A 25,170-nucleotide genomic window follows, 5' to 3' on the forward strand; every position below is an offset into this window, starting at 1 on the left:
GCCGAGGGACAGCGCCTCCAGCGCGCTGAGCCCGAACGACTCGACCCGGGACGGCACCACGAGGCAGTCGATCTCCTGGAGGAAGTCCGCAGCCGCTACGGAGCTGCGCGCGACCTGCGCCTCAGGAGAACAAGGCGGGAGGGCCAACTCGACCCCACGCGCGCCCACCAACGTGAAGGGCGGAACGGCCCGGACGACCAGGCACCCAGCGGGTCAGAACAGGACCGTCGCGAGGGTGCCGATCGGTTGGAAGCCGCAGCGTTCGTAGACCCGGCGGGCGGGGAGGTTGAAGTCGTTGACGTACAGGCTGACCGTGGGAGCGACCCGCAGCAGCGCGTCGCGGACCACTGCTGCCATGGCGGCGGTGGCGATCCCGCGGCCCCGCCACTCGGGTGCTACCCAGACGCCCTGGACCTGGGCGGTCCGCTTGGTCACCACGGCCAACTCGGCCTTGAAGACGACCTTGCCGTCGACGAAGCGGGCGTACGCGCGACCGGATCGGACCAGGTCGTTGACCCGCCTGCGGTAGCTGCGTCCGCCGTCTTCGGCCAGCGGGGATACGCCGACCTCCTCGGTGTACATGGCTACTGCCGCCGGGAAGAGTCGGTCGACCTCACCGGGGCGGACCTGGCGTACTTCTGGGTCGGCAGGTACGGATGGCAGGGTGTCAGCGGCCAGCAGTGGCTGGTTGGGGCGGACGTCTCGCGCTGGCCCCCACGTGTCGGAGAGCCGGTCCCAGAGCCCGAGTACGGCGTCGGCCCGCCCGACGATGGAGGAGCACAGCCGCTCCTCGCCGGCGAGCAGGTCGGCGAAGGCGGCCACCGCGGCGTCGCTCGCCAGCACCGGGGTCAGGTTGCCGCCGAGCCAGCACAGCGACTCCAGGTTGCGGCGTGCGCCGTACCCCAGGATTCTGCCTTCGGCCCGCCACCACGAGAGGCCGCGCGCGGCGATTCGCTCGGCGACCTGCGCGCCCGCGAACGGGTCATGGTCGAGTAGACGCTCGACCGCGCGGCGCTCCGATTCCCCCAGTTGCCGTACCGGCACCGTCAGCACGACTACCAGCCTGCCAGATCGACCCCCTGCTCCGCCGGTCGAGTGACAAGGCCGGCACCGGCTCGGCCGGCTCGCCGATGGGGCGGGTCCGCTCGGCCCACCGGACGACGGGTGGTACGAGGGCTCCGAGCAGGAGGAACAGCGCACCGAGCACCAGCCAGCCTGGTACGCCCCAGCCGAGGGCGAGGGTGGTCACTACCACCGGGGCGAGCATCTTGCCCAGTTCGTAGCCCATGCCGTACGCCCCCTGGTACTGCCCCTGGGCGTTCGTCGGCGCGAGCCCGAAGGAGATCGCCCAGCCGGCGGCGGAGTGCCACAGTTCCCCGATCACGTGGGCGAGCGACCCGACGCCGAGCAGGCCCACCGCCCCGGCGGTGGGGAGCGCGCCACTGGCGGCGAAGAGTACGCAGGCCAGGGCGATGGCGACGCCGGCTCGACGGGCGGCGCGAGCGGCTGCGGGCAGGGTGGCCGCGACGCTCGCGGCGCGTACCTGGAGGAGGACCACGAGCCCGGTGTTGACCAACGTCAACGCGGAGATCATCCAGATGGGTGCCTTGGTGTGCCCGGCGATCCACAGCGGCAGGGCGATGGTGAGCAGGCTGAAGTGCATGGACATCAGCCCGTCGACCAGGGTGAAGGCCAGGAACGGCCGGTCCCGTAGGGCGATCAGTCGGGGGCCGTGCGTCGGGGCGGCGACCGGGGCGATGCTGGGCAGTCGGAGGAAGACCAGTGCGGCGGCGAGTGACGCCGCTGCGGTGGTCAGGATCAGTGCGACGTACCCGGTCCGGGTGTCGGCGGCGATGGCGAAGCCGCCGAGGACCGCGCCGACGGAGATCCCGACGTTGGTGGTGGCGCGCAGGTAGGCGCGGGTGCGTACCCGCTGGTCGGCCGGGATCGCTCCGGCGATCAACGCGCCCCGGGCGCCGCGCTCGACCGCATCGGCGAGTGCGGTGGCGGCACCCACCAGTACGAACGTGGGGAAGGACCGGACGGCGATCAGGCCGACGGTGAGGGTGCCGGCGACGACCAGCGCGCCGACCTGTACGCCGCGCGGGCCGACTCGGTCGGCCAGGTAGCCACTCGGCGCGCTGGCCAGGACCCCGACGAGCGCCGAGATGGTCAATCCGATGCCGACCTGGGTCGCCGACAGGCCTACCGATCGGGTGAGGAAGAGGGCGCTCGCGACGAGCCAGAGGCCACGCCCGACGGTCTTGACCAGGGTTCCGAGGGTGAGGATCCGGGCCGGGCCGGGTGGGGGAAGCAGGCGCATGACCGGAACGCTAGCAAGACGTACGTACGGTTTGCAAGGATGAGGGTTGCCGACGATGCATTGCCGATATATCGTTGATGCATCAGCGACAGTACGGAGAAAAGGAGAACCTGATGAGGTTCCATCGACACAACCACCCCCTGCACGAGGCGCGGATGCGAGGCTTCGGCTTCCCGCCGGTGCCGCCCGGCCACGGGCAGGAACACGGACACGGCGGCCCCTGGGGCGGCCGGGGTCGCGGCAGAGGTCGGGGGCGACGCCCCAACGTCCGGGCCGCCGTGCTGGCTCTGCTCACCGAGCGGCCGATGCACGGCTACGAGATGATCCAGGAGATCGACTCCCGCACCGGCGGTGCGTGGCGACCGAGCCCCGGGTCGATCTACCCCACCCTCCAGCTACTGGAGGACGAGGGCGTGATCGTCGCCAGCACGGAGGAATCCGGCGGCGGGCGCAAGCGGTTCACGGTCACCGAGGCCGGGCAGGCGGAGGCCATCGAGGCCGCGCAGACCCCGGCATGGGCGGACGTCGCCCAGACCACGGTGACCAGTTGGCACGACATCCGCGACTCCGGCGCGCAGGCGATGAACGCTCTGCGCCAGGTCATGATGAACGGCACCGACGACCAACGCGAGCGGGCCGCCCAGGTGCTCGACGAGACGCGCCGCAAGCTGTACGCGATCCTCGCCGAATCCGAGTGACCCGAACGCCAACGTCCAACCGCACGCCAACGTCGGCCCGAACGCCAACGTCCGCACGACCAGCGCCGACGCCCGCACGACGCAGGCCGGCGCCCGCGACCCGCGCCGCGCACGGCAGCAGGACGGCATCGGGTACGACGACAGCGGCCGTTCCCCCGCACGGGGAACGGCCGCATTTTCCATGTGGAAAATCAGTGCACGGTGACCGTCGGGCCGGTGACCAGCCCGCGCAACTCCTCGGGGAGTTCGGCGCCCATCTCGTCGGCGATCCGCAGCGCCTCCTCGATCAGCGTCTCCACGATCTGCGCCTCGGGCACCGTCTTGACGACCTGCCCCTTGACGAAGATCTGGCCCTTGCCGTTGCCGGAGGCGACACCGAGGTCGGCCTCGCGGGCCTCGCCGGGACCGTTGACGACGCAGCCCATGACGGCGACCCGCAGCGGCACCGGCAGCCCTTCCAGGCCGGCGGTGACCTCCTCGGCGAGCTTGTAGACGTCCACCTGGGCGCGCCCACAGGACGGGCAGGAGACGATCTCCAGGCCGCGCTCGCGCAGACCGAGGGACTCCAGGATCTGGTTGCCGACCTTGATCTCCTCGACCGGCGGCGCGGACAGCGACACCCGGATGGTGTCGCCGATCCCCTCGGCCAGCAGCGCACCGAAGGCGACCGCCGACTTGATGGTGCCCTGGAACGCCGGCCCGGCCTCGGTGACGCCGAGGTGCAGCGGGTAGTCGCACTGCTCGGCGAGCTGCCGGTACGCGCGGATCATCACGACCGGGTCGTTGTGCTTGACCGAGATCTTGATGTCCCGGAAGCCGTGCTCCTCGAACAGCGAGCACTCCCAGAGCGCCGACTCGACGAGCGCTTCGGCGGTGGCCTTGCCGTACTTCGACAGCAGCCGCTTGTCCAGCGAACCGGCGTTGACGCCGATACGGATCGGCACCCCCGCCGCACCCGCGGCGCGGGCAATCTCCTTGACCTTGTCGTCGAACTGGCGGATGTTGCCCGGGTTGACCCGGACCGCGGCGCAGCCGGCGTCGATCGCGGCGAAGACGTACTTGGGCTGGAAGTGGATGTCGGCGATCACCGGGATCTGCGACTTCTTGGCGATCGCGGGCAGCGCCTCGACGTCGTCCTGGGACGGCACGGCAACCCGGACGATCTGGCAGCCGGACGCGGTCAGCTCGGCGATCTGCTGGAGCGTGGCGTTGATGTCGGAGGTGAGGGTCGTGGTCATCGACTGCACGGACACCGGCGCACCGCCACCGACCGGGACCGAACCCACCATGATCTGGCGGCTGGCCCGACGGGGAGCGAGCGGCGGAGGCGGCACGGCTGGCATACCGAGACTGATAGCTGTCACTTCAGGCACTCACCTTGAGAAGAGCGTGATCGGGTTGACGACGTCCGCGGCGATGGTCAGCAGCGTGAACGCGCCACCGATCAGGATCACCGCGTACGTGAAGGGCATCAGTTTGAGGTAGTCCACCCGGCCGGGGTCGGCCCGGCCGATCCGCGCGTACACCCAGGAGCGGGCGCGTTCGAACCAGGCGACGGCGATGTGGCCGCCGTCCACCGGGAGCAGCGGCAGCAGGTTGAACACGCCGATGAAGAAGTTCAGCGACACGAAGAGCATGAAGAAGACCAGCCAGGCGTTGTTCTCCACCGCTTCGCCGCCGAGTCGGCTGGCGCCGACCACGCTGATCGGGGTGTCGATGTCACGCTCGCCGCCGGTGAGGGCGGTCCACAGGGCGGGGACCTTCTGCGGGAGACGCTGCAATGCCTGGACGGTGCCGACGGCCAACTGGCCGGTGAAGTCGGCGGTGGCGCCGAAGGCGCCGACCGGGCCGTACGTCACGCGGGTGGGCGTGCTGGGGACGAGCCCGACGCCGAGGGCGGCCACCGGCGCGACGGTGCCGTTCGGGTTGTCCAGCGGCGGACGCTGGGTCTGCGCGAGCACGGTGCTGGTGGTGCCCGGCTGCCCGTCGCGGACGTACGCGATCTGCGCGGTGTCGCCGGGCTTGAGCGCCCGCAAGGTGGTGAGTAGGTCGCCGTAGGAGTTGACCGCCGTGCCGTTGACCGATGTGATCCGGTCGCCGTTCTTCAGCTGCGCCTGGGCGGCGGGGCTGGCGGCGTCGGCGGAGGTGCACGCCCGCGCCGCGTTCTCCGGCACCACGCACTGGCTGAGCTGGATGACGGCCGGCTCCTGGCGGGCCTGCGCGTCGGTGGTCGGGAAGTCCGGGTTGGGCAGGCCAGCGGAGACGGCGAGGATCCAGATCGTGACCAGGGCGAGCGCGAAGTGCGTGATCGACCCGGCGGCCATGACGATCGTCCGCTTCCAGACCGGGTAGCGCCACATCACCCGCGACTCGTCGCCCGGCTCGACGTCGTCGTCCTGCGGGGTCATCCCGACGATCTTGCAAAAGCCGCCGAGGGGGATGCCCTTGAGGCCGTACTCGGTCTCACCCCGCTTGAACGACCAGATCGTGGGGCCGAAGCCGACGAAGTACTTGGTGACCTTCATCCCGAACGCCTTGGCGGTCAGCAGGTGACCCGCCTCGTGCAGGCTCACCGAGATGAGAATGGCCAGGGCGAAGAGGACCACCCCGAGCAGGTACGACATCAAGCTCCTTCCACCGAACCCGCGATGATCTCCTGCGCGTGCGCGCGTGCCCACGACTCGGCCGCGAGCACGTCCTCGACGGTACCTGGTTCGCCGAAGTCCGGAGCCTCCTCCAACACGCGTTCGAGGGTGTCGACGATGCCGAGGAACGGCAGTCGACCCGCCACGAACGCGGCCACGCACTCCTCGTTCGCCGCGTTGTAGATCGCCGGGCGGCTGCGACCGGCCTCCCCGGCGGCCTTGGCCAGCGCGACGGCCGGGAACGCCTCGTCGTCGAGCGGCGCGAACTCCCAGGTGTGCGCGGCCGTCCAGTCGACGGCGGTGGCGGCCTCCGGCACCCGGTCCGGCCAGCCGATGCCGAGCGCGATCGGCAGCCGCATGTCTGGTGGGCTGGCCTGGGCGATCGTCGACCCGTCGACGAACTCGACCATCGAGTGGATCACCGACTGCGGATGCACCATCACGGCGATGTCGGCGTAGGGCACGTCGAACAGTTCGTGCGCCTCGATCACCTCAAGCGCCTTGTTGACCATCGTCGCCGAGTTGATCGTGACGACCGGCCCCATGTTCCAGGTCGGGTGCGCGAGGGCCTGCTCGGGTGTGACCTGCGTCAACTCGTCGCGCCGCCGCCCTCGGAACGGGCCGCCGCTGGCCGTCACGATCAGCCGCCGCACCTCGCCGCGCGAGCCGGAGCGCAGACACTGGGCCAGCGCCGAATGCTCCGAGTCGACCGGCACGATCTGCCCCGGCCGCGTCACCGCGGCCTTGACCAGCGGGCCGCCGGCAACCAGCGACTCCTTGTTGGCAAGCGCGAGGGTACGACCAGCACCCAGCGCGGCCAGCGTAGGAGCGAGGCCCAGCGAGCCGACCACCCCGTTGAGCACGATGTCGCACGGCCACTGGGCCAGCTCGGTCATCGCGTCCGGGCCGGCCACGATCTTGGGAAGCTTGAAGTCGCCGGTGGCCCATCCACGCCGGCTCGCCTCCGCGTAGAACGCGAGCTGGAGGTCCTGCGCGGCGGACGCCCTGGCCACCCCGACCGCGTCGACGCCCAGTTCGAGGGCCTGCGCGGCGAGCAGCTCGACGTTGCCGCCGCCCGCACCCACGGCGACCACCCGGAACCGGTCCGGGTTGCGCCGGACGATGTCGATGGCCTGTGTACCGATCGAACCTGTGGACCCGAGCAGAACAAGATCGCGGGGGGAAGTCACAGGGCCATTCTTCCCCACCGTCACTGCAAGCCCGCTGGGAGCCTCAGCCCTCCCCCGCGCCGTCCCACCCCACTGCGCCCGCCCTCGCACCGGGCGATGATCGACTCGGGTTCACGGAAGTCGCGGCATCCCAAGCACCAGGACACCCCGATTTCCGGCAAACCGTGTCGATCAAGCCTCTTCGTCGGTCGACTCGGGCACCGGCTCGGTCGGTGCCGCCTCCTCGCCCAGCAGGTCGCCCGGATCGATGGAGAACTCGAACGGCTCTCGCATGACGAACCGAGTTCCGGCAGCCGCAGCGGCCACCGGCCGATACTCCCCCTCGATCAACTCGTACAGCGCGATCGTGGGCACCCGATTACGCAGGTCGACCCGGAGGAAGAAGGGAACACCGACCGCGGCGTACTCACGCGGCCGGTCGATGATGTCCTTGCGCCGGTTTCCGGGGGAGACAATCTCGCCCAACAGCACGGCGTGCCCGATGTCCATCGTCGTCCGGCCACCGCCCGGCGCGTCGAGGATCACGATGTCGGGGATGAAGAGATCTTCACCAGAGACGACGTTCGTCTCCAGATAGAGCCACAGCTTTGCACGGCGGGCTGCCTGCTTGAGGTGATACGCGAGGTCCAACTCCGCGTCCTGATGGTCGTATCCGGCATGTGGTGTCACGATCACGCTTCCGCTCAGGACCTCAACCTTGGGGCCGTTGGTCTCCGGCAACAGGTCAAGGGCGAGCTGCGCAGTCCACGGCTCGTCGTGCCACCGCAGCACGTCGAACGACGGCTCGGTGTGCTGCGGCGCCGGCTCCGGCGCGAACGCGGCCTGGGCCATCCGGGCTCACCCCCTCAGCGGGACATTCTGCTCAGGTCAGCCTAGCCACCGCAGCCCGTACGAGGCGTCATCGCACACCCAGTCCGACGTGTTACCACCCCTCGAACTTGCCTGCTACCCAGCGTTACCATCGCCGCTTTCCGAAACACCCGCCCAAACTCTCGAGCCCGGCCGCGTCACCCTTGAAGCGATGCGAGTTAACCCTCCTGCTCCCGCAGCAGGATCTGCACCTTAGATGGGAATTGCGGATCATCTGCCATTACTAAGCAGATCACCGAGCCACGAAACCCGCGAAATTGCATCCGAGCGTGGTTGTTCGGGTCGTGCAGCACAAGCCGCCCGGACGGACACGGAAGCAATGTCTCAAAAAGGGCCGAAGGAAGCGCTGTCCGGGGAGTGGATTTCCACACCTCACATTCGACGGGACCGACGATGCTCGGCCTCACGCTGAATATGATCGAGCTGCCATCCTGATACCAACTGCTCGCCGCCGGGTCCCAGTCGCTGATGTCATCGTCACTTCCTGCATCCTCCAGGAGGAGACAGCCGTGTTCGATTTTAGCCAGAAAGGCAACTACGGGGTAGTCATCTACCATTCCTTCTTACTCCTTTCCTGAGAGAGCACCGAGACGACTCCACCCTGCTGCCTGGCGCAGGCCCAGCAGTGGGGATAGGCCGTTTGAGGGAACCCAAGATCAATTAGCCCGGGGTCGATGAGGCCAGTCGCGGGTTGGTGGTCCGGAATCCAGTCCCCGTTCGGGAGACCAGAGGTCGTGGCGGAACAGGTGTGACAGCCGTGCGCATTCCCTGACTCGTTGATCAGCTCGCGAACGCCGGGCGCATCGATATCACCGTCCACGAGAGCTACGCCCTCCCGCGCATTGGGCCCGGCACCAAGCGTTAGATCGCACTTTTTTCCAGGACTAATGTTATGTACAAGTACCGGCGTGTTGCCGGCCAGCACATAGTACGTGTGGGTGTTGGCGACAGTGAGGTTGTGGACGGTGGCCCACTGGGTAGTCCAGCGCTCCATCGCCGTGATCTGCACCAGGGTGCCGGTGCTCGTCCGCAGCACTTGGCCGGATCGCAGATCGGTGGCGTCGACCCACTCGTTCAGCTCCGGCACCCAGAACGGGTGACCGTCGGTCGCGGTGACCTCAGCCGTGTCCGTCCCCTGGTCGCCGTCGGTGTCGATGGTGACCTTCACCAGGTTCTTGACGCCGTCGCCCTTGATCGCGGCGGTGACCGTCTCTACCTCGACCCGACCCGTCTCCGGATCAGTGACCTGGACCTTGTCGCCCGGCTCGACGTCCTCGATCGGCTTCGTCGAGCCGTCGGCCATGAGTACCTTGGTGCCGGGCACGAAGCTGTTGCACGACTCCCCGCCATCAGGCTCGCCGCCGCCGCCATCAGGCTTGCCGTCGCCGCCGCCTCCGCTGGTCCCGCCACTACTGCGACCGGAGGCACCTGCCTTGCCGCCGGGCTTCGAGTCGCCCTTGCCGGCACCACCGGAACTCTTGCCACCGCCGGACTTCCCGGCACCACTCGACGCGGCCGACGATCCCTTTGGATTGCTCTTGGCCTGGGCGTCCTTCTGAACCGGATTTCCGGTCTTCTTCGAGGCGTTCGTCGCCTTGTTGCTCGTCGTGTTGGCCATGTCGGCGGCCTTCTTCTTCGCCGCCTGCGCCGCCTGCTTCGCTCGCTCGATCGCCAACTTCTTGGCGTTCAGTGCCGCCGTCTCCGCCGCCTTGGCGGCAGCCAGGACAGCCTCGGCCGCTCTCTTCGCCGCTCGCCAAGCCTGAATGGCGTCGATCGTCCGACTGATGGCCTTGGCCACCTTCGGTGTCTTGAGAATCTTGCCGAACGGGATCGCCCCGAGGATCAGGCTGCCGCACGCCCACAGGTCACCGCCGAAGCAGTTCATGGCGTCGTTGATGCCGATGAACTCCTTGAGGATGTACCAGGCCGAGTCGAGCACCACCGACATCAGCGACCGGCCCATGTTGGCCTGCGCCTGGGACACCATCGCCGCCGACAGGCCCGCACCGGCCAACGCCGCCGCAGTCTCCGACGCGGTCAGCGCCACCGACAGACCCGACGGGTCCGAGTGGGTCACCGGGTTGTTGTGGGCGTACGCGTACCCGTTGGACTGTGCCGGATCGGCCAGGTCCAGGACCGGGTCCGCGGACAGGAACCGTCCCACTGTCGGGTCGTACAGACGCGCACCGAGCGGGGTGTACCCGGAGGCGTCGTCACGGACCGCCCCGAGGAACCCGGTGTTGTTCTGCATGTTGACACCGAGCGGCGCGGTGCCCCGCTGGTTGCCGAACGGATCCTGCTTACGGATCCGCACCGGCATCGCCGTGTCGTACATGCCGACCTCGGCGTACGTGCTGCCCTGATGGTCACCGGCCAGAGCCAGCAGGTACGTGTGGGCGATGCTGTTGTTCGCGTAGCGCACCACGGTGCCACCCGGCGCGGCGTACGTGCGTTGGACGGACACCTGCACCCCGCCCCGCTGCACCGTCAGCTGCGCCTCACCCAGGTTCAGGGTGGCCTGACGCTGCTGGATCGTCAGCAGACGGGTGCCCCCCGGCCCATAGATGTGCCGGGTTGTGGCGTTATCCGAGGTAGGGGCTGTCGCGGCGCTGGGCGTGGTGGTGGAGGCGGAGGCGGACGGTGTCGTGGATGGGGATGTGGTCGAAGTCGGTGGGGTGGATGAAGCGGACCTCGGTGGACTCGTCGCTGACGGTCAGCGTGCCGGCGGTGACTCGGGCGAGGTAGGTGACGGTGAACTCCTGCCGGACCTCGCCGTCGGCGTATGCGATGACGTGCGCAGGGTCGGTGTATATGCCGAGCAGGCCGGTGATCTCGATGTCGAGGCCGGTCTCTTCTTTGACCTCGCGGACGGCGCACTGTTGGAGGGTTTCGCCGATGTCCATGGCGCCGCCGGGTAGGGCCCAATTGCCGGAGTCGGTGCGCCGTTGCAGTAGGACGCGGCCGTGGGTGTCGGTGACGATCGCGGCAGCACCGGGGACAAGGCTGTTCGCGGTGGGGGCGTCCTGGTCGTGGTAGTAGTCGCGCCGGCCGGTCACCGGGTCTCCTTCGCGTAAGCGGTGGTGGTTTGCCAGATCTGTTCGAACTGGTCGGCGTGGGCGGCGAAGATGCCGTGCGGTGAGAGTTCGCGCAGGTGCAGGGCGGGGTGTTGATAGCCGCGGGCGCGGTACAGGTGTGGGGTGACGATCATCTGGTGGTCGAAGCGGAACACCGAGTTGTACAGGTGCACGGTGTGCAGGCCGATCTCCACCCCCGCGACGTGGTTGAGGGGTTCGCAGAAGTTGAGGGCGTTGCGGATGCGGCCGGGTAGGGTGCCGCCGATCTGTTCGAGGGCGTCGCGTTCGGCCACGTGCGGGCAGTCGGGGTCGGCGAATGCGAGCCGGAACCGGGCGCCGTTGGCGGCCTTGTCGGTGATGAGTTGCATGGTGTTGGGCAGCAGCTCTAGGAGGAACGGGTAGGCGTAGCCGAGCAGGTCGATCCGGCTGGTGGCGCCGGCGAGGAGGGCTGCCCAGACGTGGTGGGGGATGTCGGCGCGGTGGGCGTAGGCGGCGACGACCTCGGCGGTGGCTTCCGCGCCGGGTGCCTGGTCGGGGCGGGTCTGCGGCCACAGATCGGCTTCGGTTTCGCCGAGGGCGTCGGCGACGGCGAGGCGGGTGCGCTGGTGCGGGACGCGGCCGGTGAGCCACCGGGTGACGGTCTTGACGTCGACACCCACGGCTGTGGCGAGGGCGGCCGGGTCGAGGTGGGCGCGGAGCATGGCCGCGCGCAGGCGGTGACTCATACCGTCCCACGGTAGTGGACACAGCGGGACGCGCCAGGTCGTGGAAGTGTCCGGGGTGGTGTCCGTCGGGACGTTGGGGTGCCCGGGGCTGATTCGTAGGTTCTGCGGCAGGGCCTCGCCGGTTCGCTTGCGGCAGATTCGCCGGGCTGGTGGGTGCCAGGGGGAAGGGGGTGTCGCCGGCCCGGGATGCGGTCGGGTCGGGTGTCGGCGGTGGCCCCTTCTCCCTTCCAACGAGCCGGATGGGTGGTGGGGTTGTTGTCGGTGCATCAGCCGGTACGGCCGCAGTGGATCTGCGCGGGGTGCGGGGCGGCGTGGCCGTGTCGGACTCGTAAGCGGCAGCTCGTGGCGGAGTTCACCGGTGCGCGGGTGTCGCTGATGCTGCACCTGTCGGCGTACCTGGTGCAGGCGTGTGAGGACCTGCCGCACACCCCATCGGGGGTCCTGCACGCACGCTTTCTGGCCTGGCCACGTTCAGCGGCACTACGCAACGAGTAGCGGGCGCCCCGACCAAGCGCCGCCTTCTTCGCCCGCTCGACCGCCAGCTTCTTGGCGTTCAACGCGGCCGTCTCCGCCGCCCGGGCGTTCTTCCATTTGGCGATGTCGTGCGCTGCCTCGAACTCGTCCGTGGTGGCTACGCCGTTGGCATAGGCAGTCACGGTCTACAGGTAGATACACGTTCCTGACTGGCGATGCCGGGACACAAGGTCAGCCATCGACACCCTGAACGACGCCCTCAGCCCACCGGCGGAGAACCCAGCGACCCGTCTGTCACCATCGCTGTCCGCTGACGTTGCCGTCAGCGTTGCCGTAAAACCGCCGTAGGGCCCCGCCATACCATATTTCCGGCGAGGCCCTACAGCGGTTTCCTGCGTCCCACGGATAGCGATGAGGGGTAGCCTGGAAGGATCCAAGCGCCTTACGGCTCTCAATGCGAGCTGCAAGGCGGCAAGGATTCCCTCAGACAATCGGATGCCTGTTGGGATCCAATACGTTTACGCCCTCCGCGTCCAGCATGGATTCGAACTCATCAAGAGTCTCACGCTTGATGAAATCAGCCTCGCTTTTGTAAATCGGAAGCAGCCACAAGAATCGCGCACCACCCGCTTCCGCCGGAGCCCACTCAAGCTCGGGCCCGTAGGGATAAGGAAGGCTCACCAAGAGGTGATCCATGTGCGAACCCGGCATCCAAGGCCGGCCAATATTGATGACAGATCCCACGTCCAACTGATGAGCCTCGAATGAGTGAAAGTGACTCACCATTGCCAGCGTTTCCGAGTGCATGTCGGCAGCCACGGGAGACATTACGAAGAACTCGATTCCATCGACTGCAGATCCTTGCACAGAGGACCCGACTGTTACGTAAACCCAAGCGTCACCAGCACGCTGGGGGTAGACCCGATAGGCGGCGAAGTGTGGAACTCGCTCCAGGATCGGCCCGCGATCCCAGGACGCGGCTTCCACAATATGGCCATCCCAGAATCTCCGAACATGCCGCTCAAGGGCAGACAATCTTTCGCTATCTTCGGTCATAGCCCCAGATTCCTTTTAATCGCCTTGGAGACCTTCGCCATCTCGGCCCCCTGCGCTAGCTGGCAGACCTTACATGCGGCCCCATTGATGCCGTCATCCCTTGCGTAGGCTCTTCGCTCTGCGTTCGTCATTTCCGACCCGCCGCCGCGATAGTAGTGGAGAACAAGCGGCGGGTCATGCTCCGGAACGGGGGCATGAGGGGTTCCTGATGTCATCGTAGCGCCGCACTCCGGGCACGGCTGACCCTCACCCGCTGCTCGCGCCGCCCGACCGCCAGGGCCATTTGTCTGCGAGCCACCGTAGTGCGTAGCCCGATTGTACGGAACTGTGGCCGTGACCGGATTTTCTAGGTCACTCGCAACCCCGCTGGAATCCACTTCGAACCGGGCATTACCGCAGTTGTGAACCAGGACCGGCACGGCGCCCGCCAGCACGTAGTACGTGTGGATGTTGGCGACGGTGAGGTTGTGGACGGTGGCCCAGGCGGTGCTCCAGCGTTCGATCGCCGTGATCTGCACGAGGGTGCCGGCGCTGGTTCGCAGCATCTGGCCGGATCGCAGGTCGGTGGCGTCGACCCACTCGTTCAGCTCCGGCACCCAGAACGGGTGACCATCGGTCGCTGTGACCTGGGCCGTGTCCGAACCCTGCTCACCGTCGGTGTCGATGGTGACCTTCACCAGGTTCTTGACACCCTCGCCCTTGATCGCGGCGGTTACCGTCTCCACCTCGACCCGACCCGTCTCCGGATCAGTCACCTGGACCTTGTCGCCCGGCTTGACGTCCTCGATCGGCTTGGCCGACCCGTCAGCCATGACCACCTTGGTACCTGGCACGAAGCTGTTCTTCGGGGTCTTGCAGGAACCACCGCTGGAGCCGCCGTTACTACGTTCCGAGGCACCTGCTTTGCCGCCGGGCTTCGAGTCGCCCTTGCCGGCACCGCCCTTGCCGGCACCACTCGACGCGGCCGACGAGCCCTTCGGGTTGGTCTTGGCCTGGGCGTCCTTCTGGACCGGATTACCAGTCTTCTTCGAGGTGTTGGTCGCCTTGTTGCTCGTCGTGTTGACCTTGTCGGCGGCCTTTTTCTTGGCTGCCTGCGCCGCCTGCTTTGCTCGCTCGATCGCCAACTTCTTGGCGTTGAGCGCCGCCGTCTCCGCCGCTCTGGCGGCAGCCAGGACAGCCTCGGCGGCTCTCTTCGCCGATCGCCAGGCCTGAATGGCGTCGATCGTCCGGCTGATGGCCCTGGCCACCTTCGGAGCCTTGAGAATCTTGCCAACTGGAATCGCCCCGAGGATCAACTCGCCGCACGCCCACAGGTCACCGCCAAAGCAGTTCATGGCGTCGTCGAGGCCGATGAACATCTTCAGGGTGTCCCAGGCGGCGGAGAGGATCACCGACGTCAGCGACCGGCCCATGTTCGCCTGCGCCTGAGCGACCATCGCCGTCGACAAACCCGCACCGGCCAGCGCCGCAGCCGTCTCCGACGGGGTCAACGACACCGACAGACCCGACGGGTCCGAGTGGGTCACCGGGTTGTTGTGGGCGTACGCGTACCCGTTGGACTGTGCCGGGTCGGCCAGGTCCAGGACCGGGTCCGCGGACAGGAACCGTCCCACCGTCGGGTCGTACAGACGCGCGCCAAGCGGGGTGAAACCGGAAGCGTCATCGCGGACAGCACCGAGGAATCCGGTGTTGTTCAGCAAGTTCGCATTCAACGGCGGGGCACCCCGCTCGTTGCCGAACGGATCCTGCTTACGGATCCGCACCGGCATCGCCGTGTCGTACATGCCGACCTCGGCGTACGTGGTTCCCTGATGGTCACCGGCGAGGGCCAGCAGGTACGAGTTGGCAGTGCTGTTGTTCGCGTAGCGCACCACGGTGCCACCGGGCACGGCGTACGTGCGTTGGACGGAGACCTGCACCCCGCCCTTCTGCACCGTCAGCTGCGCCTCGCCCAGGTTCAGGGTGGCCTGACGCTGCTGGATCGTCAGCAGACGCGTGCCGCCCGGCCCGTAGATGTGCCGGGTCTCGTCCTGCGCCTCCCACTGCTGCGCGGGCACTGTGGCGCACGCCGCCAACACGATCGGCGTGCCATCGGCGGTCGCGGCGTCCTTGACGGCGATGCAGAGGCCGGAGGCGGTGTGCTTGAGCTGACCGGTCGACAGGCGCTCCACCTGCTGGGCCGCGGCACCCGTGCAGCTCTGCACCGCGAAGGCCGAACCCGCGGTGTTGGCGGCCGGCTGCACACACCAGGTGTCGTACGCAGCCAGCGTGCCCAGGTTCGGGTTGCTCTGGTTGGGCGTGGCAGCAAAGCCCCACCGCTGCGCGGGTGATCCATTGCACCCGTACAACTGCAAAGGTTGGTTCGGGACGGTCAACCCACGACTGAGGTCGACGCACTTGTTGGCCAGGCCGACGTACGAGCTCCGGCCCTTGGTGCCCTCGCCGGCGATCCGCTCGACCTGGCCGTCGTACGTCCACGACAGGGTCTGCTGGTCACCGTTCTGGAGGGAGGTGACGGACTTCGTCTCGCCGGTCAGCTCGTACAGCCGCTCGGCGGCAGCGGTGATCGCGGCGCCGGCCGGGGTGAGGTAGTTCTTGGTGACCTTGGTGAGGGTGCGCGGCTGGCTGCCGTCGGCCTTGCCATAGGTGTACGTGGTGGTGGCGTCCTTGGCGGTGGCGCCGGTCAGGTCCTTCTCCACCAGCTTGGTGCGGTTGCCGAGCAGGTCGTACTCGTACTCCTGCCAGTAGCCGGACTTGTCCGTGCCGGCGGCCACGTTGAGGGTGCCGTCGGTGTTGACCGGGCCCGGGGAGCACTGCGCCTGGTTCTTGGCGGTCCAGGCCGTCTTCAGCCGGCCGAGCGCGTACTGGAAGCACTGCCGCTCGGCGATGCCGGTCGCCTCCTCGCGGATCGCGAGGACGTTGCCGGCGTCGTCGTAGGCGTAGGAGCGGTTGGAGACGAGGTTGCCACCGACGATGCTCTTGTCGCCGGTCTGCTCGCGGTAGACCTGCTGGCTGTTGAGGGCGCCGCTGGCGTCGTCGTACGAGGCCATGGTCCACACCCGGTACGGCTGGGCGCCGAGGGTGGAGCGCAGCACCTGCCCGTATGGCGAGTAGACGGTCTCCGCGCCGTACCAGTTGTTGCCGGACACCGAGAGCGGCAGACCGTCCTTGGTGTAGCGGACGAGGAGCTTCTCCGACGGCAGGCTGCCGACGGCGGGCAGGGTCGCCGACTCGGGCAGACCGGTGTCGGTGTAGGTGCTGTCGTAGGTGTACGAGGTCCGCAGGCCCCAGGTGTCGGCGATGGACTGCGGCAGCGTGAGGGTCGTCGACGTGGGCTGGTAGTCGTCGCTGTAGCTGTTGATCCGCTGGGTGTAGGGCAGGCCGTCGGTGTAGCGGGTGGCGCTGGCCGGGAGGCCCTTGCCATTGGCGACGGTGTCGTAGGTGAACTCGCCCAGGAGCGTGCCGGTGCTGCTGCCGAGCCGCTGAGACGTCGGGCGGGACAGCTGGTCGTAGCCGTTCCAGACGGTGATGCCGCGGGCGTTGGTGGAGGTCAGCTGCCGGTCCCGGTGGTCGTACGTGATCCGGGTGGTGCCGGAGTCCGGGTCGGTGGAGCTGTCCATCCGGCCGCGCTGGTCGTACGTCCAGGTCCACGGGCGGGTCGGGCTGGCCGAGTGGGTGGCCTGCGCGAGCTGACCACGCGCGTCGTGCTGGTAGCGCATGCTGGTGAACTCGGTGCGGGCGCTGTTGGTGAAGGTGTCGACCCGGGTGGTCCGGCCCAGGGCGTCGGTGAACATCCGGTAGGAGGTCGCGCCCGCCGGGTTGACCACAGTGGAGTGGTCGGCGCCGTACACGTAGCGGGTGGCCCGGTTCGGCTGTTCGACGCCGTTCAGGACGGGCAGTTCCTGGGTCACCCGGCCGAGGCCGTCGTAGGTGTAGAGGGTGGCGTTGGGTACGGGCCCCGGGTTGTCGGGGTCCACGAACGGCGTGAACAACTGGCCGCCGGGCGAGCCGTTGGCGAGGTACGCGTTGTTGGTCCGCCACACCTCGCCGGAGCTGTTGTACTCCGTGTCGGTGATCAGCCGGCCGCCGCCGGTGGCCTCTTCCTGGGTCTGCCGTTCGCGGCCCAGGCCGTCGTAGATCGTGACGGAGGTCTGGATCCGGTTCTCGTGCCCCCGGTTGAAGGTGGTGATGACCGGTGGCTTCCCGGCGGGCACGACGTACTGGGCCCGGAAGTCCGGGACGGCCGTGGACGACGGGGTACGCCCGGGGCCCCACGCCTCGACGAGGCGGCCCAGCGCGTCGTACTTCGCCTCGCTGACCCGGTCGTTCAGGTCGGTGGTCTTCACCGTGACGGCGCGGCCCGGATCCAACTCCCGGGTCTGCTTGTGCCCCAGCGAGTTCTCCTCGGTGACGCTGGTGGCCTGGCCGGTGGACGGCGTGTAGGTGATCTTTGAGGTCTTGCCGTCCGGGTCGGTGCTGCTGACCACGCGACCGATGGCGTCGAAGCCGGTGGTGCCGTCGGGCTGGAAGCCCGTGCCGTCGCCCTTCAGCGACCAGGTCTGGCTGGCCAGGCCGCGGGTCGAGGCGCCCAGGGCGACGTCGTACGCCTGGCCGTCGTAGGCGACGCGGCTCGCCGAGCTGAGCGTCTTCAGGTCGTCGAAGGTCGCGGTGGCGCAGGTCGTCGGGCTGGTCCGGATCTGCTTGGTCAGCCCGATGATGTTCTTGTCGTCGCGGTGCAGGTAGTCCACCAGGGTGCACGACTCGTCACCGGTCTTGCCGGTGTCGCCGAGCGACTCGATGTGCGTGGGCAGGCCGTGCGTCGCCTCGAAGGTGGTCCTCGTCTCGACGGTCCGCAGGGTCCGGGTGTCGTCGCCGGTGCCGGAGGACCGGGTGTACGAGGCCTGCCGAGGCTCGGTGACCCGCCAGGCCTGCAGCGGGCTGAGCCCGTCGTCGCGGGAGCGAGACGCGAGTTCCTGCGCGGCGGGGTACGTCACGCTGCGGGTGAGCCAGTTGGCGTCGGCGTCGCCGGCGTCGGCGTACGTCAACTCCTCGGCGACCCGGCCGGCGAAGGCTTCCCGGTCCTTGGCGATCTCGACCTCGGCCACGTCCTTGACCGAGACGTTGTCACCCAGGCCCCGGAAGTATCGGGTGACGGACTTGGTCCGCTTGCTGCCGATGTCGGGATCGTCCGCGCCGGTGTAGACGGTGACCTGGTCGACCCCGGCGAACTGGGAGTACGTGCGGGTCGACTTCTTGGTGAACTCCTGCTCGGCGAGCCGCCAGGCCGGCGTGCCGTACGCGTACCGGGTGGTCGTGGTGAACGCGCCGTCCAGGTTGGGGAGTTCCTCGACGCTGTCGACGACGTACTTCTGGAACCAGTCGATGTCCTCGACCGCCGGGTCGGGATGCCAGAAGGCCGGGTAGCAGAACCGGTCGTTGGCCTTCAGCGCCGCGGTGTCGCTCTTGCCGGGCAGCCCTGTGCCGGTCTTGCAGTCGCCGACGGGCGTCTTGTAGTTGATGACGGTCTCGCCGCCATACTCGTTGATGACCCGGGCGATACGCAGCCGGGCGAAGCCGGGGCGGTTGTCCCGCTTGACGCGGTTCGGCATCTCCTCGGTGTTGGATTCGAAGCGCACCGCGTTGAGCGCGATCTTGTCGTTGTTCCTGCCGTGGCCGGTGCGGGTGATCGACTCCAGCCACAGGGCGGTGTTGGGGCCGGTCTTCAGGATCGGGAACGACTGCTTGAGCTGGTACTCGTCCACGGTCTGGAGGGTCTTCGCCGACGTCCGCTGCGCCGACGTGGTGATTTTGTCGAGGCGCTTACGGGTGAAGAAGGACGGCGAGGCGTTCCAACACTTCTGGCCGGCAGCACAGCGTAGGTCGGCCGGAGTGTCGTACCAGATCCGGTACTTGTCCGGCTTGGCGCTGGCGAAGTTCTCGTCGGTGCAGGTGAGGGAGCCCTCGGCGAAGCAGCGCTCCGCCACGCTGAAGGCGATCCGCGCCAGCGGCGCCTCCGAGAAGAGGGTGTCCCGGCGCTGCCCGTAGTCGATGCGGGTCAGATAGCCGCCGCGGTCGTAGCTGACCGGGTCCTTGAAGTTGAAGTTCCGGGCGTAGTGGTTCGTCTCGCGTTCCCACCACAGGCTCATGGCGTTGCCGTGGATGTCCTCGACGTAGTCGAGGGACCACCGCCACGCCTGGGTGCAGACCGAGCCGGCCCAGTTGCCCGACTTGTAGCAGTCCTCGTCGGAGTGGTTGCCGTACACCGGCACGGTGAGGACCGAGTTGGTGACCGGGTCGTCGGCGGCGCTGCCCCGGTCGGACCAGCCGGGCAGGCGGTTGCGGCCGAAGTGGTAGCGGGTGCCGTCCCGGGTGGTGACGATCCAGTACTCACCGTCGGCGTCGCCGTTCGCCAGGCTGGTGTCCTTCACCAGCTGGACCTTCGAGCCGTCGCCGTTGGCGGTGAACCAAACCTCCTTGCCCTCGTCCCAGACCAGCTCGGTGGTCATGCCGGCGAGCGACAGGGTGGCGTTCTTCGAGCCCCAGCAGAGGTCGGCGGTGCGGTGCGAGGAGTTGTTCGCACCCGGCTTCTTCGAGTCCTCCCGGCACGTGGCGTAGCTGCGGGTGATCGCCCCGGCGCTGTAGTCCCAGCCGTCGCCGATCCAGGAGGCCTGGTTGTTGGTGGCGGAGGTGCGGCCGTCCACCGACTGCGAGGAGTACGACAAGGCGACCTTCGGCATCAGGCCGGCGGCGGTCTCAGGGGTCTGCACCTGGTACGAGTAGGTGAAGGCACCGGACGACGAACCAGCGGCCCAGGAGCCGGAGGACAGCAGCGGAGTGGCGGTGAAGTCGCCCGCCGAGGACGCTCCGGTGTCCAGCACCCCGACGACGCTCGACCCTTCCGCAGCGGCAGCGCGGGCACCCGGGGCGGTGCCGGCATCCTGCGCCGCGAGCAACGCGCCCACGGGCACCTTGCCCGTGACCACCCGCTGCATCGGCTCGTCAGCGGTGGCCGCGATCCGCGCCGACGCCTGCTTGGTCGGCACCAGCGTCACCTCGCTGGGCACCGTCCGGGCGCTCGTCGTGGCGGGCGCGAACGACGTCATCCCGCTGGTGCCGGCGGTGGCACAGTCGCCGGAGTCGGGGGCGTCAAAGACGCAGTCGGGCAGCAACATGACGCCGAAGCGGTCGGCGGCCAGCGGCCCGTACAGGTCGGCGAAGTCGGTGTAGTTGACGTCGAGGGCGACCTCGGCGGCCGGGTCGGCGGTTGCCGGCGGCGTGATCTTCATGATCAGGCCCGACACGCTGGCGGCCTGGGACGCCTCGGGGGCGGCAAGGTCGACGGTCCAGGTGCCGGCGAGGGCGGCCGGGTCACCACCCTCCGGTACGCCGAGCGCAACCGGGAGGTCGTCGACCTGCTTGGTCGCGCCGGGCTCGACGCCGGTCAGGTCCACGGCGCCGGTGTCCTGCTGCCACGGCTCGACGGCACCGGGCACGTACGGGACGACCGGCACCTGGTCGGCGGTGAGCAGGTCGGTCTCGGCTTCCCCGTTCTGATCGACCTGCTTGGTCGTCGGGATGTCGGGCAGCTGGACCTGGGTGTCCTCGCGGCTCATGCCGGCACCGGGCACCGCCCAGGCCGGCGCGGGCACGGATGTCGCGACGAGCGTCGTGGACAGGAACAGCACCATCGCCGTACGGGCACGACGCCCCTGTGGGCGAAGTGGCCCCGTCGAGGTCCGTCGGCCATGCCACCGCCGGGACAGCAACCCGATACCACGCATACGTGTCGACTCCACCCAGGCGCAAAACAACGAGAAGGCGCGGAAGACCGCGAAAAAGCACGCACCGGATCGGCACGTGCGTGAGCACTCTGCGGTAGGAGCGGCCGCTACTCAAGGCCAGCCGATCGTCACCCGCACAGCAGAATGTGATCTGGGTCACGCCGCCATTGATGATCAGTTAGCTGCGGCGTGCAGGAACCGGGTCATTCGGGCAGATAGCAACAGGGCCCCGTGAAACGCCCTACCAAACCCGACACAAGATCAAAATCTGCCCGAACTTCCGGCAATGCCGAGATGGCGTGTAACGGATTCATAACGTTGACGGGATAGACGAAACGCCCTCACGTCGTGCGATCGTGTGCTCGCATTTTGCCCCTCGGCCCGCCGAAAGGGGCCACTTGTTGTGCCTTCCTTGTTGCCGGCCCCCCAGGGGAGTAGAAGCGCCGTGACCGTGCCTCGCCTGCTCAGCCCATTCGTGCGTACGCGCACCAGGCTGATCCTCACCCTGGGCGTCCTGCTGGCCGCACTCGTCGCGATCCCACTCCCGACGCCGTGGGCCGACCAACCTCGCGACAACGCCCTCGCGCCGATGCCTCCCGCCCCGCGTGACGAGGCAACCGCGATGGCCGACGCGCTGCGGACCGGCACGGACGTGCTCGTGGAGACGGCCACCAGCGCCACCTCGCTCACCTGGGCACTGCCGAGCGGACACCTGCGCACCACGACCCACGCCACCCCCCAGCGGACGAAGAACACCGCTGGACAGTGGGTGGCCGTCGACAACACGCTGACCCGCGCCGGGACGGCCGCCGGCGGGCTGACCATCCGCCCCGTCAACGCCGCCACGCCCGTGCGGTTCTCCGGTGGCAGCGAGCCGGACCAGCGAGACGACTCGGCGACCGTCCTGACCGAGATGGACGTCGAGGGACACACCATCGCGTACACCTGGCCCGGTCGGCTTCCGAAGCCGGTGCTCGACGGGCCGCGCGCCCTCTACCCGGAGGTCCGACCGGGGGTGGACCTGCTCCTCGTCGCACGCGACGACGGCGGCTTCGGACAGTTGCTGATCGTCAAGAACCGTGCGGCCGCCACCATCCAGGCGGTCAGCACCCTGACCTACGGACTGCGGTCCGACTCGGTGATCTTCCGTCGCGACGCGACGACCGGCGGTGTCCAGGCCCTCGACAAGGTCAGCGGTGAAGAGGTCAGCTCCATCCCCAGCCCCTTCGCCTGGGACTCCGCGGGACGCGACCCCGAGGCACCGGACAGCGCCCCCCGTACGTCCGTCGCCACGCCCGCCGACGTGCTGAAGCTGTCCGGCCTGGTCGGCGGCGAGCCCGGCGCACGCCAGGCCCAGATGCCCACCCGCCTCGACGGTGACGGCACGGGTGACGCCCGACTGCACCTCGACGCCGCCGCCACCGGGCTGCTCACCGACGCGGACGTGCTCTTCCCCGTCTTCCTGGATCCGACGATGACCAGCGGCAAGCAAGCCTGGGCCACCGTCTATTCGCAGCACCCCAACACCAACACCTACAACGGCACCAACTTCAACTCCGGAACGACGGACGCCCGGGTGGGCTACGACGAGGACACCCCGCTGCGCGCCCGCTCGTTCTGGCGCATGGGTTACGACACCAAGATCAAGGGCGCGGCGGTAACCTCCGCCACCTTCAAGGTGCTGAACAACCACTCGTGGCAGTGCACGGCCCGGGAGATGCAGCTCTGGCGCACGGGCGCCATCTCCAGCGGCAGCACCTGGAACAAGCAACCGACGTGGGTGGAGGAGGAGTCCCGGCGGTCCTTCGCCTACGGTTACGGCAGTAGCTGCGCCGACGACTACGCGAGCTTCGACGTGAAGAAGGGCGCCCAGGCCGCTGCCAACGCCGGCTGGTCGAACCTCACCTTCGGCATGCGCGCCACCAGCGAGTCCGACACGATCACCTGGCGCAAGTTCGCGGTCAGCTCCGCGGTGTTGACCGTCACCTACAACCGGCCGCCCAACGAGCCGGTCAACGGCGCCACCTCCCCCGGCGGCCCCTGCGTTCCCGGGCCCGGCGCTGGCGTGACGGTGGCGAAGACCAACATCGTGCTCTCCGCGAATTCCTCCGACGGCGACGGCAACCTCAAGAGCCTGCGCTTCCGATTCTGGAAGAACGGCGCGGCTGTTCCGGCGGGCACCGTGGTCGCCACGACGAGCGACGGCAAGGCCAGCCTGACGATCCCCGCCGGCAACCTGGAGGACAAGGCGGTCTACTCCTGGGAGGTGAGCGCCGAGGACGCGGTCGGCGCCTCCTCCTCGTTCTTCCCACCCGGCACCGAGCCGTGCCGCATCACCATCGACGCCTCCGCACCTCCGGCCCCGGACGTCGCCAGCGACGTCTTCAAGCGGGCCACCCCGGACGGCGCGACGTGGGCGACGATCAAGTTCGGCGAGACCGGTCCCATCACGTTCAGCGCCTCCGGCGCCACGAGCTTCACGTACTCGTTCGAGAGCATCGGCGCCGTGGCCGTCCCGGCCACCAACGGCACTGCCACCGTGCCCAACCTGGCACCCCGGCACGCCGGGCCCACGACCCTGCACGTGTACGCGTTCGACACGGTCGGCAACCGCAGCGCCCGCACCGACTACACGTTCTACGTGCCGCCCCGCTCGACGGCCGACGGTCCAGGTGACACGGGCGGTGATGGCATTCCCGACCTGCTCCTGGTGGACTCCTCGGGCAACCTGCGCAACTACGCCGGCGACGCGGGCGGCGAGTTGTACGCCTGGCTCGTCGGCTCCTACACCGCCGACGGCAAGCTCAACCCAACAGGTCACTGGTTTGACCCGGCCACCGGCAACGCAGCCCTGCTCGCCAAGCACTCCGACGTCTATCCCGGCGACGGTACGACCGACATGTTCGTCCGTACCCCCGACGGTGGGTTCTGGATCTACCCGGGCGACGGGTACGGCACCTTCGACGTCGACCGCCGCCTACGGGTCCTCCTGCCGCCCACCGGCGTCGGTGGGACCGCCATACCGGCACCCTCGACCTGGACCCAGATCAAGGCGGTCGGTGACATCACCGGCGACAAGCTTCCGGACCTGATCCTGCGAGCCGGAACCGCGTTCTGGACACTGAGCGGCTACACCGGTGGCAGCTTCCAGGAGGCGACTCTGATGGAGGGCTCCGCCTGGGCCCGCCGCGAGATCGTCAACGTGGCGGACATCGACCTGGACGGCACGCCGGACATGCTCTGGCGGAACATGGACAACGGCAACATGTACGTCCGGCACGGCAAGCCCGGCTCACTCCCGGGCAGCGTGAACCTGGACTCGCTCAAGACGGCGGCCGCATCCCGCAGCGGCGACGTCTCGTACGGGACGGGATGGTCCGAGGCCAACATCAGCGCGATCATCAGCATCCCGGACGTCAGCGGGGACCGGATTCCGGACTTCTGGACCCGTTCCGGCACCGACGGCATGATGCGGATCTACCACCCGTCCAAGACCGACACGGGCGGGCCGGTGAAGGTCGTCCTGGGCGACGACTGGCGCGGGGTCAAGTCCTTCGGCTGAGACCGCGCGACGACGGGCCTGAGCAGCTGTTCGCTCGGGCCCGTCGTCGCGTTACGGCGGTCTGCGCCTCGAAATCAGCCGCACTGCATTTGATCGATGAGTCGAAAGGCCCCTCCCCGGTCCTTGATCAACACGACGTCGCCGACCTGGTGGTATCCCCGCTACCCAACACCCCCAGCTCGCCGACCTTGTGTCGATCAAGGGTCGGCTCAAGCCTCCTCGCCTACCCCTTCCCCGTTGCGCACCTCGGCCTGGCCGATCGAGAAGTCGGACGGCTCGCACAACAGCCGACTGCCGTCCTGATCGCACTCACCCGACCCGAAGACACCACTAACGAGCTCCGATATCGACAAGGCATGTCCGGCACTGGTCACGACCTCGTCCGGCACGACACTCGCCAGCGGCGACGGAATGCCGCAGCCCCACGAATCCCAACCCTCGAGGAAGTGGTGCTCGTCCAGGTAGAGACCGAGCGGCCCCGAGCGGCCACCCTGCGCCAACCTCTCGTCGAGTCCTTCGAGGAACTGGTGAAGGCCTGGCTCCGCTACATCCTTCGCGCTGCTCCAACAGCCCAACCAACTGCTACGCACAGGTGCATGGTCTCCTCTGACGCAGACCCACAGCCGGCCAGGGGCAGCAGCGTCGCCGGCGAGGACCACGGCGACGAACCGCTGCTCACCACCCATTGAGATCGTCATCGGCGTCGCCATGGCGGGGAGCTTAGTCATTCACTCCACTCGACCAGAAGCCACATTCCCCGATGACCATGAGC

At 68.4% G+C, this 25,170-nt stretch carries 15 protein-coding genes and 1 pseudogene; 3 read left to right on the top strand and 13 right to left on the bottom strand.

Annotation, left to right across the window (positions count from 1 at the left end; all coding sequences use genetic code 11):
• Positions 1-213: 213 nt before the first annotated feature.
• Complete coding sequence (locus ACWCO3_RS10095) at positions 214-1,053, bottom strand: GNAT family N-acetyltransferase (protein ID WP_145785038.1); 840 nt, start codon at positions 1,051-1,053, stop codon at positions 214-216.
• Complete coding sequence (locus ACWCO3_RS10100; RefSeq protein WP_450009472.1) at positions 983-2,323, bottom strand: MFS transporter; 1,341 nt, start codon at positions 2,321-2,323, stop codon at positions 983-985. The genes ACWCO3_RS10095 and ACWCO3_RS10100 overlap by 71 nt, the downstream gene beginning before the upstream one ends.
• Before the next feature lie 113 nt (positions 2,324-2,436).
• Here ACWCO3_RS10100 and ACWCO3_RS10105 point away from each other — a divergent pair, with 113 nt between their 5' ends.
• A complete protein-coding gene (locus ACWCO3_RS10105; protein WP_450009474.1) occupies positions 2,437-3,021 on the top strand; it encodes a PadR family transcriptional regulator in 585 nt (194 codons plus the stop codon).
• Positions 3,022-3,212: 191 nt separating this feature from the next.
• On the opposite strand, the gene ispG is transcribed toward ACWCO3_RS10105, so the two are convergent.
• The 8 genes and pseudogenes from ispG to ACWCO3_RS10145 all read right to left on the bottom strand — a co-directional run bounded on the left by ispG (position 3,213) and on the right by ACWCO3_RS10145 (position 11,501).
• The gene (ispG, locus tag ACWCO3_RS10110) at positions 3,213-4,385 is read right to left on the bottom strand and encodes a flavodoxin-dependent (E)-4-hydroxy-3-methylbut-2-enyl-diphosphate synthase (protein WP_112588507.1); all 1,173 of its coding nucleotides are present in this window, start codon (positions 4,383-4,385) and stop codon (positions 3,213-3,215) included.
• A 9-nt stretch (positions 4,386-4,394) separates the two neighbouring features.
• Positions 4,395-5,645, bottom strand: coding sequence for a M50 family metallopeptidase (locus ACWCO3_RS10115; protein ID WP_450009477.1), 1,251 nt, complete (start codon positions 5,643-5,645; stop codon positions 4,395-4,397).
• Positions 5,645-6,856 carry a 1-deoxy-D-xylulose-5-phosphate reductoisomerase gene (gene dxr / locus ACWCO3_RS10120; RefSeq protein WP_450009479.1) on the bottom strand — a complete coding sequence of 404 codons (1,212 nt, stop codon included), beginning with the start codon at positions 6,854-6,856 and terminating at the stop codon, positions 5,645-5,647. Before dxr ends, ACWCO3_RS10115 begins: the two co-directional genes overlap by 1 nt.
• Positions 6,857-7,027: 171 nt before the next feature.
• Positions 7,028-7,687: a Uma2 family endonuclease gene (locus tag ACWCO3_RS10125; RefSeq protein ID WP_358166889.1), complete on the bottom strand. Its 660-nt coding sequence runs from the start codon at positions 7,685-7,687 to the stop codon at positions 7,028-7,030.
• Between the two features lie 197 nt (positions 7,688-7,884).
• Positions 7,885-8,283 (bottom strand): hypothetical protein, encoded by a 399-nt coding sequence (locus ACWCO3_RS10130; protein ID WP_358166892.1) that lies wholly within the window; start codon positions 8,281-8,283, stop codon positions 7,885-7,887.
• Between the two features lie 328 nt (positions 8,284-8,611).
• Positions 8,612-10,304, bottom strand: a pseudogene (locus ACWCO3_RS10135) (RHS repeat-associated core domain-containing protein); the annotation flags it as partial.
• 4 nt (positions 10,305-10,308) lie between these two features.
• Positions 10,309-10,782: an NUDIX domain-containing protein gene (locus ACWCO3_RS10140; protein ID WP_145785046.1), complete on the bottom strand. Its 474-nt coding sequence runs from the start codon at positions 10,780-10,782 to the stop codon at positions 10,309-10,311.
• Positions 10,779-11,501 carry an XRE family transcriptional regulator gene (locus tag ACWCO3_RS10145; protein WP_435826094.1) on the bottom strand — a complete coding sequence of 241 codons (723 nt, stop codon included), beginning with the start codon at positions 11,499-11,501 and terminating at the stop codon, positions 10,779-10,781. The genes ACWCO3_RS10140 and ACWCO3_RS10145 overlap by 4 nt, the downstream gene beginning before the upstream one ends.
• Before the next feature lie 270 nt (positions 11,502-11,771).
• On the opposite strand from ACWCO3_RS10145, the gene ACWCO3_RS10150 reads away from it, so the two are divergent.
• A complete protein-coding gene (locus tag ACWCO3_RS10150; protein ID WP_145785827.1) occupies positions 11,772-12,020 on the top strand; it encodes a flavin reductase in 249 nt (82 codons plus the stop codon).
• A gap of 462 nt (positions 12,021-12,482) precedes the next feature.
• On the opposite strand, the gene ACWCO3_RS10155 is transcribed toward ACWCO3_RS10150, so the two are convergent.
• Together ACWCO3_RS10155 and ACWCO3_RS10160 are read right to left on the bottom strand one after the other, a co-directional pair.
• Positions 12,483-13,055 carry a suppressor of fused domain protein gene (locus tag ACWCO3_RS10155; protein ID WP_358166898.1) on the bottom strand — a complete coding sequence of 191 codons (573 nt, stop codon included), beginning with the start codon at positions 13,053-13,055 and terminating at the stop codon, positions 12,483-12,485.
• Positions 13,052-20,836, bottom strand: coding sequence for an RHS repeat-associated core domain-containing protein (locus ACWCO3_RS10160; protein WP_450009483.1), 7,785 nt, complete (start codon positions 20,834-20,836; stop codon positions 13,052-13,054). The genes ACWCO3_RS10155 and ACWCO3_RS10160 overlap by 4 nt, the downstream gene beginning before the upstream one ends.
• A 445-nt stretch (positions 20,837-21,281) precedes the next feature.
• Here ACWCO3_RS10160 and ACWCO3_RS10165 point away from each other — a divergent pair, with 445 nt between their 5' ends.
• The gene (locus tag ACWCO3_RS10165) at positions 21,282-24,398 is read left to right on the top strand and encodes a DNRLRE domain-containing protein (protein WP_450009485.1); all 3,117 of its coding nucleotides are present in this window, start codon (positions 21,282-21,284) and stop codon (positions 24,396-24,398) included.
• 209 nt (positions 24,399-24,607) lie between these two features.
• Here the strand turns inward: ACWCO3_RS10165 and ACWCO3_RS10170 are convergent, their stop codons facing one another.
• Entirely contained in the window at positions 24,608-25,108 is a 501-nt protein-coding gene (locus tag ACWCO3_RS10170; protein WP_450009487.1) for a hypothetical protein, read from the bottom strand.
• Positions 25,109-25,170 lie beyond the last annotated feature (62 nt).

The sequence above is a fragment of the Micromonospora sp. NPDC002411 genome, assembly GCF_053592955.1.